The sequence below is a fragment of the Bacteroides sp. RCH18 genome (assembly GCF_058231005.1).
Map to the genome: position 1 here is coordinate 353,359 of NZ_JBIPTC010000001.1, position 16,110 is coordinate 369,468.

8 protein-coding genes are annotated in these 16,110 nt (G+C 36.5%); 6 read left to right on the forward strand and 2 right to left on the reverse strand.

Annotated elements, in window-relative coordinates:
- Positions 1–13 precede the first annotated feature (13 nt).
- Positions 14–2,818, reverse strand: a complete 2,805-nt coding sequence (locus ACHLI0_RS01390; RefSeq protein ID WP_413555243.1) for a SusC/RagA family TonB-linked outer membrane protein — start codon at positions 2,816–2,818, stop codon at positions 14–16.
- 747 nt (positions 2,819–3,565) lie between these two features.
- Positions 3,566–4,807 carry a site-specific integrase gene (locus tag ACHLI0_RS01395; RefSeq protein ID WP_008763867.1) on the reverse strand — a complete coding sequence of 414 codons (1,242 nt, stop codon included), beginning with the start codon at positions 4,805–4,807 and terminating at the stop codon, positions 3,566–3,568.
- 368 nt (positions 4,808–5,175) lie between these two features.
- On the opposite strand from ACHLI0_RS01395, the gene ACHLI0_RS01400 reads away from it, so the two are divergent.
- From ACHLI0_RS01400 to ACHLI0_RS01425, 6 genes are all read left to right on the forward strand, one after another.
- The gene (locus tag ACHLI0_RS01400) at positions 5,176–8,493 is read left to right on the forward strand and encodes a SusC/RagA family TonB-linked outer membrane protein (protein WP_490748287.1); all 3,318 of its coding nucleotides are present in this window, start codon (positions 5,176–5,178) and stop codon (positions 8,491–8,493) included.
- An 8-nt stretch (positions 8,494–8,501) separates the two neighbouring features.
- Complete coding sequence (locus tag ACHLI0_RS01405; protein WP_011107590.1) at positions 8,502–10,085, forward strand: SusD/RagB family nutrient-binding outer membrane lipoprotein; 1,584 nt, start codon at positions 8,502–8,504, stop codon at positions 10,083–10,085.
- A gap of 26 nt (positions 10,086–10,111) precedes the next feature.
- A complete protein-coding gene (locus ACHLI0_RS01410; protein WP_055217712.1) occupies positions 10,112–11,134 on the forward strand; it encodes an endo-beta-N-acetylglucosaminidase in 1,023 nt (340 codons plus the stop codon).
- Positions 11,135–11,150: 16 nt separating this feature from the next.
- Positions 11,151–12,365, forward strand: coding sequence for a BT_3987 domain-containing protein (locus tag ACHLI0_RS01415; RefSeq protein WP_236092867.1), 1,215 nt, complete (start codon positions 11,151–11,153; stop codon positions 12,363–12,365).
- Between the two features lie 16 nt (positions 12,366–12,381).
- A complete protein-coding gene (locus ACHLI0_RS01420) occupies positions 12,382–13,731 on the forward strand; it encodes a DUF4999 domain-containing protein (RefSeq protein ID WP_490748288.1) in 1,350 nt (449 codons plus the stop codon).
- 166 nt (positions 13,732–13,897) lie between these two features.
- Positions 13,898–16,102 carry a glycoside hydrolase family 20 protein gene (locus ACHLI0_RS01425; RefSeq protein WP_490748289.1) on the forward strand — a complete coding sequence of 735 codons (2,205 nt, stop codon included), beginning with the start codon at positions 13,898–13,900 and terminating at the stop codon, positions 16,100–16,102.
- Positions 16,103–16,110 lie beyond the last annotated feature (8 nt).

The window sequence follows — 16,110 nt, forward strand, 5'->3', positions numbered from 1 at the left end:
AATTCAACTTGTATTAGAACTGGAATTTTAAGTTAAAACCAATGTTGCGAGTACTTGGCTGCATGAAGTAGTCTACACCTTGGTAGAAGTTACTAGTTGTAGAAGGAGTCAATTCCGGATCGAAAGGAGCTTTACAATAAATCATCCATAAGTTTTTTCCAACAATACCGGCTGTAATTCCTACTTTGTCATTAAACCACTTTTTAGGAAGTGTATAACTTAAACTTAATTCTTGCAAACGAACGTTCGTAGCACTATACAGATAATATTCGCCAACACCACCGGAAGAACTACCGATTGTCTGATAATAACTCTGTGCATCTACATAACCATTATTAATCCATACACCACCTGCATCACGGGCATCAGCAGTAGTTTGAGAGACGCCATAGTAATCAAGGATCCCCTGAGTATTGGATACAACTAAACCTCCTACACGAGCAGTTAAAGTAAAACCTAAGTTTATGCCCTTATAAGTAAAGTTGTTGCTGAATCCTAAATTACATTTAGCATATAAACTACCTACTTTACGTGGTTCCGGATATTCTGCAATACTAACTTTACCCGTTTGGGAATCGACTTTTATATTTCCATTGCCATCAGTTGCCAAATGTTTCTCTACATAAATATCTCCCATACCTCCGTCTTTCCGTAGAATAATTACAGGTGCATATCCAGCAGCCCCTAATGTAGCGACACGACGTTCTTCATCAGCAATCAATTCACCTGTTTCAGGATCTTTAGCACCTTCCATCAATTCTTTGATCTTGTTACGATTCATGGTGAAAGTAAAGTTGCTATTCCACTCAACATCGCCAAACTTATGCCTGTATCCTATACCCATTTCAATACCATAGTTTTGTACATTACCGCTTTGTACTACAGCAGTAGAGAATCCACTGGCTGAAGATTGGCTAATTTGGAATGTCTGATTATATGTGTTTGACTTATAGAATGTGAAATCAAAGCTTAAGTCATTCCAAAATTTAGTATTTAAACCGATTTCCCATGATTTCGTTCTTTCTGGCTTCAAATTGACAGCCGGACGAGTAGAAGAAGTACTCCATTGATGTGATTGTTCTAAAAACTCAAATCCCGGATTGGATAAAAAACGATCAAATGAAGATGCAACAGAAGTATATGAACCACGGATTTTGGCATAAGATATAAATTCTGGTAATTTAATCATCTCAGTCAATACTGCAGACAAACCTACAGAAGGATAGAAGAATGAAGAATGATCCGTAAATGCTAATTGAGACTCCCAGTCATTACGTCCTGTCAAAGTTAAATATAACATACTCTTCCAACCAATTTCCAAATTGGCAAAAATACCTTGAGATTGATCGTGATAACCATATTGCTTAGGTTTATAATTAGAGGTATAATCTAAATTATTTAAAGTAAAGAAGTTCGGTATACCAGCTAAATTACCTTCGCCACCAGCTTGTTCATACTTTAAGTCCTTAATAGATGCACCGATGTTAGCATTAATACTAAAATCATCAATACGTTTGTTTATATTCAACATAACATCTGCGTAAATATTCCGGTCAGTACGGGTTTGGTCTGAATAAAAACCATTAGTTCCAGAGAAGTTGCCCAATGTTGAAGCAAAACGTTTCTGAGTTAGTCTATAATGTGAATTATCTATTTTCACACGACCGGAAATGTCAATCCAATCTGCAATTTTATAAGTCAGATTTCCATTAATCATATAACGTTGCTTTTCAGTTTCGCGATTCATACGTTTCATAATCCAATAAGGGTTCTGTAAACTCATACCTTGGTGGCTATATGGCCAGTATTGCGTCTTAACACCTAATGCTTCATTATAACGTTCAAACATTTGCACTTCTTCAAAGCTATCGCCACGAGGGAATAGATAAAGAGCAGGAAGCGGATTAAAATATTGCCCCTGAGATATCATATTTTTATCATTTTGAACAATGTAACTAGCACCAACGTCTAATGTTAATTTATTATTCAAGAAACTAGCCGTATTCCGAATAGAGAAATTATAACGACTATATGAATTATTGGGTAGGATACCAGTAGAGTTTGTAGTAGAGGCTGAAGCGTAAGTTTGGTTTTTATCTGTACCGGTAGAGAAAGTTATTGCATTAATAACGTTTGCACCTGTATTAAAGAACTTTTTCGGATCATACCTCAAAGATGTTTTATCACCCCAGCTTGCAAATTCACCAGACTTATTACCATAGGTATTTTGCATCTCAGGCATAATATATGCATTAGAAAATGTAGTGTTATTACTTACGGTTAATGTAGTACGTTCTGCTTTTCCTTTTTTCGTATTAATAAGTACAACACCATTTGCTGCTGCATTTCCATAAAGAGCAGCTGCTGACGGTCCGGTCAACATGTTTATACTTTCAATATCATCAGGATTGATATCAGCTACACCATCGGATCCTGCCTGAGTTGCAAACTGTCCTTCACTTTCACCAAAGCTTACGTTAAACATTGGAATACCATCAATTACATATAAAGCATTGTTGTCTTTTGTGATGGATTTGGAACCACGCATAACAACACGTGCAGCACCGCCAGCACCTGTTGCACCACTGTTAATCTGGACACCGGCAACTTTTCCAGCTAATGAATTCATGAAATTGGCATCTTTCACAGTTGTCAACTCATCACCTTTAACTTGCTGCACATTGTAACTTAATGCCTTCTGTTCACGCTTAATACCCAATGCGGTTACAACTACTTCCTCTAATGTTTGAGTATCTTCTCCCATTACTATTTTTAGTGGTTGTGTATTAGCTAATGTGATTGATTGGGAGTAATGAATTTATAGCTGTTTTTATACTTCTTTATGTTCTATTTTTAAGAATAGCCAGGTAGTCAAAGTCTATGAAATCTGATAAATAGCAAAAAAAACGTATAATTTATTGCAAGATTATGCGATGTGTTTGCATAAAACAATTGCTTAGTGCATAAAAATGCCATCTTCAATTCTATGAAAGAGCTTTATAATATACGAATGGGGCAGTCGTTGGTTTAAAAGGAACGGCATTTTGTTTTTAAAGGAAACACCAGTTCCTTTAAAAACAAGATAAATATGGGCACTTTGAAAGAACTTTTTCTCTATTTGATTTAATTTTTCGCCTGACTCTGAAATGATAATATGATTATATATATTGTTATTTATATTAAAACATCTGTGTTTTACACGATTTAATAACTATATAATCATTAATAACGTTTATTTGAATCAAGCTGTTGAAAACAAATCGAGAATAAAGGCTTTATTTCTAAATTCTTATATAGTTTAGTGTAATATATACATTATAGACACATTAAATATGCATTTTTTTAAGAATGTGCTGATTTTACTGATTTCATATTTTCTATTATTTATAAAATGCGACATTACAAGATATGATTAGCCATATGGCTAATCATATCTTGTAATGATATTAGACACAATGAGATTTTTCTATAATTCATCATATTATCGTATAATCATTTATTTTATGCCTATGCAATAAACACCAAAAGTAGCGTTGTGCATACAATTTGCATGCACCATTCAAATTTACATTTTATTATCGAAATTAGTCAGTAATCGGGCATTTCTAATCCTCTCTTCCTTTTCAAAACATGCTAAATAATTCTCAGTAACAGCTAAATTAGAGTGACCAAGACTTTCGGAAATATAAGACGTTTTGGCTCCACCACGTTTTAGTACTGTCGCAAATGAATGTCTTGCTGTATAAGTAGTCAGTTGAGCAATACCTGTACCTTGGGCTATTTTTTTTAATTTTCTATTACATTTAGTGACGATACGACGCACTAATTTAATCTTTTCAAAAGCATCTTCATTCCCTTTGGCATATTTGAAAATATAGGTTTGTGGGCTTATATTAGGGTTTCCCCACTTATGAATGATATCCCACATCTCAGGAGTTATAGTAGCGCGTATTTCTTTACTATGTTTAGTAGTCCTGGATGTTTTGGAACGTATAAAACAGATTTCTCCATCTACAATATTTGAGTACTGGAGAAATAACAGATCCATAAAATTAATTCCATTACATAAATAAGAGAAAAACCATAAATCACGAAATTCCTCTAATTCATTGGTAGAATCCTGGAAAGACATGACTCTTTTTATCTCAGGAAGAGTGAGAGCCAGCTTTCGACCATGTCCTTCTGGTATTTCATATTTATTCTTTCCAAAAGGGAATGATGATTCTTTCAATATTCCATCTCGTACTGCACGGTTTAATATGCACTTTAAAGTTCGAAAATAAATACTCACACTTGAATAGCTCTTACCGTTAGAAATCCAAAACCGCTCACAGTGCTTCAGCCACTCCACTGTAATTCTGTCTAATGGAATATTGGTACCACCAAAACATTCTAAACTCTTCAAAGCACTTCGATAATTTAAATATGTACTTGCCTGCTCATTATCCTCTAATTCCTTCATCTTTAATTCGAAAGCTGTACGCAGATTAATTTCTTTCGTATGCCTTCCAAGTCTGATACTCAATATTTCAAAACTAAATTCTCCTTTTTGGATAAGTTCGCTGACTTGTTGTTTTATAATAGAAAAACTACTTTCTATATCAGTTCTTACCTCCATTAATAACTGACTTTTTGCCTTTAATAATCTATCCCAGTCCTCTTTTGATAATTCTTTCCCCGTAGAATAATATTTCTGCTTTCTCCGAAATACGACTTGAACTTTAACTGGAAATAATCCATTAATTTTAGCTCTTCTGGTGTCTAATATGGTCAATACAGAAACTCCATCTTTTGAATATTTGAACATAAAATGATTCTTTATATCTATCTGTTATTTGAATATATGCAAATTGCATGCAAATGTAATAAATTGAATAGTTTTTTAGAATTACTTAATACTCTATTTATCAAATGATTATGTATTTATTTTTCAAAAGAAAGCCTAGTCTAACCATTTTTTACGAAAAAAAATCTTATTTTCGTTTAGTATGGTTGCAGTATCAAATGTATTACTGATGAATAAGCGCTTATGAAAAATCATTTTTAGTGTAACCTTTAATTTTATAAATATGAGAAACAGAGATACATAGATCCTTTGTATGAGTGGCGGTTATATTTATTACCCGCACATGTTTGTTAACTACCTAAAAACTATTTCTAATTAAAAAGAATAAGATGAAAGAAATTATAAAACACAAGTTTCCATACTTGTTATTTTTCCTTTTATTGTTTTCGAGTTTTGCCTCAGCTTATGGGCAGGAACGAATGATTACCCTTAATCTATCGAAGGTACCTCTAAATACTGCATTGAAAGAGATAGAGAAACAAACTTCAATGTCAGTAGTATACAACACAAATGACGTCGATATTAATCGTGTCATATCTATTAAAGTTTCTAAAGAGTCGCTGACTAACGTTATGGGTCAGTTGTTTAAAGGAACAAATATCAGTTATTCAATAGTCGATAAACATATTGTACTTTCTGCTAAGAAAGAAGTAGAACAACAGAAAAAAACACCAATCGTTGCAACAGGAACAGTAACAGATGCACAAGGTGAACCTTTAATTGGAGTTAGTATTCTAGTGAAAGGAACCGCTACTGGTGCAATTACTGATATGGATGGAAATTTCAAAATACAAGCTGCCAAAGGTGATGTGTTAGAAATCTCCTATATCGGTTATGCCTCCCAAGCAATCACGCTTGCTAACGCCCAACCCCTAAAAGTCACAATGGGTGAAGATACGCAAACCTTGGACGAAGTAGTAGTTACTGCGTTGGGTATCAAACGTGAACAAAAAGCATTGAGTTATAATGTACAGCAAGTAAAAGGAGATGAATTGACTAATATAAAGGATGCTAACTTTATTAATGCTTTATCAGGAAAAGTAGCTGGCGTAACGATAAATGCTTCTTCAGCCGGTGCTGGGGCTGCGGCTCGTGTAGTTATGCGTGGTACAAAGTCTTTGGAGAAAAATGATAATGCACTTTATGTTATTGATGGTATTCCAATGTTTAATGTAAATTCAGGAGATAATGCTGGAGGTACGATGAACAAACAGCCAGGATCTAATAGCGTAGCTGATATTAATCCTGAAGATATTGAGAGCATGACAATTTTAACAGGACCTTCCGCTGCAGCCTTGTATGGTTCGGATGCTTCTAATGGAGTTATTCTTATCACTACTAAAAAAGGTACTGTAGGAAAAGTGCAAATTTCTTATAGTAATAGTACAAGTTTTTCATCTCCGATGATGATGCCGAAGTTTCAGAATATTTATGGTAATCGTGAAGGAGAGTTAGGCAGTTGGGGGAGCTTGATGGATACTCCTAACAAATTTGATCCATCTGACTTCTTCAATACGGGAATGACAGAGATGAATGGTTTCACGTTGACCACCGGTACTGAACAAAATCAAACTTACGCATCTGTCTCTACTACAAACTCCACAGGTATCTTACCTAATAATGCTTATAACCGCTATAATTTCTCTATTCGTAATACCGCTAAATTCTGTGATAATAAGTTGAGTCTTGATTTGGGAGCTCAATATATTATTCAAAATAATAAGAATATGGTAGGTAGTGGACAATATTTTAATCCCTTGGTATCTCTTTATCTTTTCCCACGAGGTGAAAACTTTCAGGAAGTACAGATGTATGAACGCTATAGTGAGGCTCGAAACCTTATGGTACAATATTGGCCGGAATCTATATTTGGTACTGATTTGGATATGCAAAACCCATATTGGATTATGAATCGGATGCAGAATGAGCTTTCTAAACGTCGTTATATGTTTAATGCTAGTCTGAAATGGGATATAACAGATTGGGTGAATGTAACAGGGCGAGTACGTGTGGATAATTCAGATAGCGATAGTTATGAAAAGTATTATGCTAGTACACGAGGTACTTTTACAGAAAGTAGTTCTAAAGGTTATTATGGACATACTAAACAAAATGATCGGTCTGTTTATGCTGATGTAATGGCTAGCATAAATAAGAATTTCTTTGATGACAAACTTTCATTGAATGCAACTGTTGGTGCTTCTATTAATGATATCCAGGAAGATGCTATGTATCTAAAGGGAGGATTGGAGCAAATTCCTAATTTCTTCCATTATGGCAATATCAATGTCAATACTTCCAAGCGTAATGAATCAAAATGGCATGATCAAGTACAGAGTGTTTTTGCAAGTGCAGAATTAGGATGGAATCATCAATTGTATTTGACTGTCACTGGGCGTAATGACTGGGCATCTCAATTAGCTTTTACTAGCAAAGGTTCCTACTTTTATCCGTCTGTTGGTCTGTCATGGCTTGTTAGTGAAGCTGTAAAGCTACCAAAAGCTATTTCTTATTTGAAAGTTCGTGGTTCGTGGGCGGAGGTCGCTTCTTCCCCTAATCGATACCTTACCCAAATGCAATATACTTATAATGAGCAAACAAATACATATGAATATCCTGCAAGTCATTATAATACTAATCTGAAACCAGAAAATACAAAGTCATGGGAACTAGGCGTCAATGCTAAATTCCTTGGCAACCGTATTAATTTAGATATGACCTTCTATCGTTCTAATACCTTCAATCAGACATTCTATGTTGATGCATCGGCTTCATCCGGATATAAGAATAATATTGTGCAGACTGGTAATATTCAGAATCAGGGTATTGAGCTGGCTTTAGGATATTCTGATACATTTGATAAAGTGAAGGTATCTACAAATTTCACTTACACTCTTAATCAAAACAAGATCGTTAGTTTAGCGAATGGTGCCATCAATCCGGAAACCGGCGAAGCTATCGAAATGGAGTATTACTCAAAAGGAACATTGGGAACTAGTGGTGGTCCGACTTTAAGACTCTATGAAGACGGATCAATGGGAGATATTTATATCAATCAGCGTTTGCGTCAGTCTCCTAATGGATATATTTGGAAAGACCCCTCCAATGGAAGTTTGGCTATTGAAAATACGGAATACCGCAAGGTTGGCTCTATTCTTCCTAAATATTATTTGGGATGGAATGGTAGTGTTGCTTGGAAGGGATGGAATCTTGGATTTGCATTCACCGGACGTTTTGGAGGATTAGTTGTATCGGATACACAAGCCATGATTGATAAATATGGTGTATCTGAAAGTTCTGCAGTTGCTCGTCAAGCAGGCGGTGTATGGGTTGGAGGCAGTAAAGTGGATGCTGAGGAATATTATAGTAAAGTAACTACCGCTGTTGGTACTTATTATACATATAGTGCAACGAATATTCGCCTTTCTGAACTGAGCTTGAGCTACCAACTTCCTAAAACATGGTTCAAAAATCATGTAAATATGACACTGGGGCTTACAGGAAAGAATTTATGGATGATTTATTGTAAAGCACCTTATGATCCGGAAAGTACATCTTCTGTCACTAGTAATTTCTATCAGGGGGTTGACTATTTTCAACAACCTAGTTTGAGAAGTCTCGGATTTAATGTCAAACTAACATTCTAGTTTAGATTATGAAAAAGAATAAGATAATAAAGAAGTTTGCAAAACTGTCTGTGTATACTTTGTTAGTAGCACTAGGAACAGGTTGTACCGATAAATTTGAAGAGTATAATACAAATCCCTTTGGACCTAAACCTGACCAGATGCTGGGTGATAATGCAATCACCGGATCATTGATTAAAAGCATGATTCCTGCATTAGTACAAGGACAACAGAACAATTCACAGATGTTGGATCAGATGATTGGATCTGAATATGGTGGAGAAATTACTTGTATCGCCCAATGGGGTAATGGAGGTAATTATTATACTTACAATCCAAGAGTAGGGTGGTATGGAAATATGTTTGATACTACTATGCCACAGATTTATACCGGATATTTCCAGATACGTGATCTTTCTGATGGCAAAGGATTGGCTTATCAATGGGCACAGATTCTTCGTGTGGCAGCTTCACTTAAAATTAGTGATTGTTATGGACCGATTCCTTATTCTCAAATTACAGGAACTGCTTTTACTGTAGAATATGACAATATGGAGGATCTTTATAAACATATGTTTGATGATTTGGATGAAGCGATTTCTGCTTTTAAAGTAGCTGTGTTAGGTAATGAAGATATGAGTTCTTTATCAGAATACGATCTTGTATTTAATGGAGATTTTAACAAATGGGTGAAATTTGCCAATTCTTTAAAGCTTCGTATGGCAATGCGCATTTCTAGTGTTTCTCCAGCACTTGCCAAGGAGAAAGCAGAAGAAGCTGTTTCTGATGTAATTGGTGTGATGACTTCTGCATCAGATGCTGCATATAGTAAATATAATGACGGTATGAATCCATATTATCGTGTTACTTCTTCATGGAATGAAATTCGTATCAGTGCTAATATCACTTCATATTTAAGCGGTTATAATGATCCTCGTTTGGCTAAATATGCATCAGAAGCAGATGCTTCTATCGGTGGAGGACAAATAGGAGTACGAAATGGTATTTACCAAAGTGCTACAACTCAGGCAAATTATACAAAATTCTCCCGCCTGAATATTGGTATAGATGATGAATTGCTCATTATGTCTGCATCTGAAGCTTATTTTTTACGTGCAGAAGCTGCATTGATGTATAAATGGAATATGGGAGGAACTCCCAAAGAACTTTATGACGCAGGAGTGACAGTGTCTATGGAAGAACGTAAAGCTACTATTGGCGATTATTTGAAAAGTGAAAAGGTTCCTGCTGCTTACAGTGATCCTTCGGATTCAGGTAAGGACATAGCAGCAGTGTCAACTGTAACTCCGAAATATAATGAATCAGCAAGTGTTACAGAGAATTTGGAGCGTATTTTGATTCAGAAGTGGATTGCCAATTTTCCGAATGGTTGGGAAACGTGGGCTGACATTCGTCGTACAGGTTATCCTAAACTATTCCCTATCGTGAATAATCTGAATACAGACGGAGTGACAGTGCAGCGTGGTATGCGTCGTTTGCCTTTCCCTCAGTCAGAATATAATACGAATAATGCAAATGTGAAAGCAGCTGTATCAATGTTAGGTGGTGCAGATAACTCTGCCACAGATCTTTGGTGGGCTAAGAAAAATTAAATCAGAACGTTAAAATAATTTTTATTATGAAAACGAGCAAATTGAAAAAAATAATATACGGAATAGGAATTTCTCTCTTTTTTTCGCAGGGATTCTTAAATACCGCATGTAGTGATTGGACCGACATAGAGGCGAAAGATTATTATGAACCTCCTACGCAAGGTTATGAAAATAATTTGAAGGATTATTTTAACTCTCCACATAAGATTATGTTTGGCTGGTTTGGTAACTGGGCAGGTAAGGGAGGTTCTTCCATGCAATATGCTTTATGTGGATTACCGGACAGTACGGATTTTGTGAGCCTTTGGCTCTGTTGGGGAAATCTGACGGTTGAGCAACAGGCTGATTTAAAAGACTTTCAGGCTAAGGGTTCCAGAGCAGTGCTTTGTTGGCGCGCAGGAGATATTGGTGATAATCTCACACCGGGGGGTAACGATGATGCAGTGAAGGAAGCGTTTTGGGGCTTTGATCCTAAAGATGAGCAATCTTGCATTGAGGCTGCTAAGAAATATGCACTTGCTATTGTAGATACATGTAACAAATATAATATCGATGGATTTGATTATGATATTGAGGATTGGGGGACTTTAATGAACTCCAGTATGCCATCAGTACCCAATGCGTTTATGAAGACTTTACGTGAGGAGTTTGATAAGACAGGGAAAATGTTGGTTGCTGATATCCCTGGTGGTGCAGGTTGGTTGAGCTTTTATGAAGTGCTTTCAGAGGAAACAGTTCTAAGTCTTGATTATATAGCTTGGCAGACCTATGAACTAGGACATTCTGGATTGGATTCTTTCTTTGAAGCTGTACGTAGAAGTCACCCTAATGTCTTTAAAGAAGCTATGGGGAAATCTATTGTGACTGCAACTTTTGAAAGAGCAGTGGATAAGCATTACTTTACCGAGCAACAGAGCTATCATCCGGCTTGTGGAATAGAACATGCAGGTATGGGGGCTTATCATATTGAGTATGATTATCCTGGAAATCCTGATTATCCCACAGTGCGTGCAGCTATTGCTGCACAGAATCCTCCTATTAATAACTAAAAGAAAGGGTTAAACAATGAAGAGAATATCTTTACTTAAAATAATGGCATTTGGGGTACTGGCACTGGTCCATACTGCATGTGAAAATGCTAAGTATGATGTTATAGATAATTTAGTCTATATAAATGAAGCGTCTACATCCAAAACTAAAGAATTGACATTGACAGAGGGTACGACGCGTACTTCGTTAACTGTACGTTTGGTGAATATTATTAATCAAACAATAAAAGCTAATTTATTTATTGACGAATCTGTATTAGATGCTTATAATAAGAAGAATGAAACTAATTATAAAATGCCTCCTAAAGAATATATATCATTTCCTGAATCAGTGACAATTGAAGCAGGTTCTGTAAGTGCAGATCCTGTGAATGTTGATATTAAAAGTTTTGAAGCTGAAGGCGGTGCTCAATATGCAATTCCCATCAGTATTAAGAATGTGGAAGGAGGTATTGAGAGGTCGGAATCCTCTTCCAGTTTTTTATTGGTTCTTGTGAAGCCTTTGAAACAAGCTGTTCCTAAATTAACATGGTATAATGGTATGCATGCAGCTCCGGAAGGAGCTTGGGGGTTAGCTTTGCCAAATTATACATTGGAATGGTGGAGTAAAGTCACCTCTAAATCAGGGAACGGTGGATATACTAAGAATAATCAGGCTATAATAAACTCAGGAGGTTCAGGGACAGAACTATATATACGGTTTGGTGACTTAATCTATTCCGAGAATGGTAGCTATAAAAATAATTTCCTACAAGTAAAAACGATGGGGTCTCAGTTTGATACAGGTGATCCAACTAAGGGAAAAGGTTTAGAAGCACAAAAATGGTATCATTTTGCAGTGAGTTATGATGCAGCATCCGGTACTACTTTATTGTACCAAAATGGTACTGTAGTTGCCTCATTATCTTCTTCAATAGGACAACCGATGAATATTGATCAATTTCAGATGATTTCTTCAGGAGAAGAATATTTTCCGGATTTCTGTGAAATGTGTCAGGTTCGTTTTTGGAAAGTTACACGCACAGTTAATCAGATAAAGAAATCTATGTATACCGAAGTTGACTATACAGACAAGAATTTGTTGTTGTATCTGCCAATGAATGAAGGTGAAGGAGCTACAATACTACACGATGTAACCGGTAATGGTCATGATGTGGAAATTGGCAATTCTAACCTGGGTAACGAAAACCGTCAAAAGGTGACATGGGAAACATATTCATTTGCTCAATAATTTAAAACAGTATGATATGAAAGCATTATTTAAATATATATTATACAGTACATTTTTTGCTATGTCATTGCCATTAGTCACAGCATGTGACGATGACGAAGCAACAGATCCGTATGATATCAATTATGTCTATATTTATAAACCAAGTGAAACAAATGCTACTTTAGAGTATAAAGGAGACGGAACTTTTTTGAAAGAAATCGCCACCGAACATATTTTGTCTCCTGTCAGGTGTACTAAACCTGCACCACAAGATTTGACCATCCAATTAGCTATTGACAGGTCATTGGTAGATGCATACAACAGTGAATATGGAACGAGCTATGTAGCTTTACAAAATGCAGAACTGGAAAATGCAACTTTGTATATAAAGCAAGGGGAATATATCTCTGCAGATACTTTAAAAGTGCATTATACTAATATGGAAGAATTTAAGAACGGATCGGAAAATTATATTCTCCCGATTGCTATAACTTCTATTAATGGAACAGGAGTATCAGCGAGTGAAAGTAATAGTAAGATATTCTTGACATTTGAATCGACTTACAAACCAAATCATGTCACACTGACTTCAAGTAAAGAATATCTGTTAGAGTATCAGTATAGTCAAGGATTTACAAATTTAAGCAGTGAATGGAAGCTTGACGGTATCTTAAAATCGGCATGGGCCGCAGATGGTGACACCAAAGTTACTCTTGCTATTAATCCGGCATTAGTTGGAACGTATAACGCATTGCATGGCACAGATTATTCTTTACTGACTAGTGCAAGTTTGAAGCAATCGACAATAATGATTAAACAAGGGAAAATAACTCCGGAAGAGAGTGTTGCCTTGAGTTTTTCGGATGATATGGCTTCTGTGCAGCTGGGTACTAACTATGTTATTCCAGTGACAATCACGAATGTTGATGGAGTAGGAGCAGATATAGGCGAGAATAAAGTTATATATATTGTTTATAAAACAGCACTTGTCGGATTTTTATCTTGTGTAGACAAACCGGTAGGTTCTGTAATAAATGACCATTCGGGTTGGAGTTTTACTTTGAATGGACAATCTAGCGACTTGTATGATTATGTTCCGGATGGCAGCATACTTGATATCGATTTGGGAAAACAAGAGAATATAAAAACTATTGCTTTACATTTCTATGAATGGTTTTATTCTTCGGAAAGTGCAAGTATAGCGATAAGTAATGATGGAGAGAAATATGAGGATCTTGGTGTAGCTTCAGGATTTGCAAATAAGACAAGTTATATTCTTCTTCTTGTGGCTAAACAAGCGCAATATATAAGAGTAACTTTCCATGGAGCTCTTTATTATTCTCCTTATATTAATACTGTAGGTATTTATACTGAAACTGAATAAAAAATGGCCCAAGTTTATTACTGAATGAGCTTGGGCTATTTGCTGTTTATATCATGTTGTGATCAGTTCTAAGTTTTCTTTGTTAATAAAACTTAGAACTGATTTTTTTCTTGAGTATCTTATATTTTTGGATTGTATTATCTAAAAACTAATTAAAGGAAATGCTATGAGAATCATTCGCCGTATTATTTTTCAGCTGCTTTGTTTGTTGGGAGCATGTTGTTATATTCCTGCAACAGCACAAGTCGTTTTAGTTGATAATGGAAAAACTAAATCCAGGATTATTCTATCAGAAAATGACCAGATTAATCAAATATCAGCAAATTTATTTCAATTGTTCCTTCAGAGAATTTCAGGTTGTACATTTCCCATTGTAAAAGGGCAGAATGCAAAAAAAGGAGATATTATAATCAGTAGCAAACCCCCAGCTGGAGTGACTGAAGACGGCTTCAGCCTATCTACGAAAGATGGAATCTTACGTATCTCAGGCAGCGGAAATGGGACAGTTTACGGAGTTGTAACTTTACTCGAACAATATCTTGGAGTGGATTACTGGGGAGAAAACGAATACTCTTTTAACCCTGCGAAGACAATCGAACTGCCGCTTATCGATAAAATAGATAATCCGGCTTTCCGTTACCGCCAGACACAATGTTATGCTATTCGTACAGACTCCATATATAAATGGTGGAACAGGCTGGAAGAGCCAAACGAAGTGTTTGCTGCCGGTTATTGGGTACATACTTTTGATAAGTTGCTTCCTGCTTCCGTATATGGAACAGACCATCCGGAATATTATTCTTATTTTAAAGGCAAACGCCATCCCGGGAAAGCAAGCCAATGGTGTCTGAGTAACCCGGAAGTTTTTGAAATCGTGGCTCAGCGGATTGATTCTATTTTTAAGGCAAATCCGGATAAGCATATTATGTCTGTGAGTCAGAATGATGGTAATTATACCAATTGTACATGTGATGCCTGCAAAGCGATAGATGATTATGAAGGAGCACTCTCAGGAAGTATCATTACTTTTTTGAATAAGCTGGCTGCCCGTTTTCCTGATAAGGAATTTTCCACGCTTGCCTATCTGTATACGATGAATCCTCCGAAACATGTGAAGCCATTGCCGAATGTGAATATCATGCTTTGTGATATAGATTGTGACCGTGAAGTGACTTTGACGGAAAATGCCTCAGGTAAAGAGTTTGTGAAAGCAATGGAAGGCTGGGCTGCCATCACTAATAATATTTTCGTGTGGGATTATGGTATTAATTTTGATAATTATCTGGCTCCGTTCCCTAATTTTCATATCTTGCAGGATAATATTCGTCTGTTCAAAAAGAATCATGCCACTATGCATTTCTCACAGATTGCAGGAAGCAGGGGAGGAGACTTCGCTGAGTTACGTGCCTATCTGGTATCTAAGTTAATGTGGAACCCCGAAGCGAATGTTGATTCTTTGATGCAGCATTTCCTGCATGGATACTATGGAGAGGCTGCGCCATACCTTTATCAGTATATCAAGGTGATGGAGGGAGCGTTGATAGGCAGCGGACAAAGATTGTGGATTTATGATTCTCCTGTTTCCCATAAATACGGAATGCTGAAACCACAACTGATGCGACGTTATAATCAACTGTTTGATGATGCAGAGAAAGCGGTGGCTGAAGATAATAAATTCCTGAAGCGTGTGCAGCGTGCCCGCTTGCCCATTCAGTATTCGGAATTGGAAATTGCCCGTACTGAGACTGGTACGGATATGAATGAGATCAGTCCGAAATTGGCACTTTTTGAAAAACGGGTGAAAGAATTTAATGTACCGACATTGAATGAACGTTTCAATTCTCCTGTGGAATATTGCCAGTTGTATCGGGAGAGATATATGCCCCGTGCAGAAAAAAGCGTTGCGATAGGAGCGAAGGTTACTTATCTTATTCCTCCTACCGGTAAATATGCAGAGATCGGAAAAACGGCATTAGTGGACGGATTATTCGGAGGATCTACTTTCGTTGAAAGCTGGGTTGGCTGGGAAGGAACAGACGGTACTTTTGTTATAGATTTGGGTAAAGAGAAAGAAATACATAGTATAGAGACGGATTTCCTGCATCAGATCGGAGCCTGGATTCTTTTCCCTCTGAAGGTGGTTTATTCCTATTCTGAAGATGGAGAGAATTATACACATTGGGGAACACATGATATGCCGGAAAACCGTTCGGGGAAAGTGGAGTTCCGCGGAGTGAAGACTGAATCGGAAATGCCAGTGCATGCCCGTTATGTGAAAGTTGAGGTCACCGGTACGAAAGAATGTCCCGAATGGCATTATGGTGTAGGGCATCCTTCGTGGTTCTTTATCGACGAAGTAACAATAAAATAAAAAAAAGT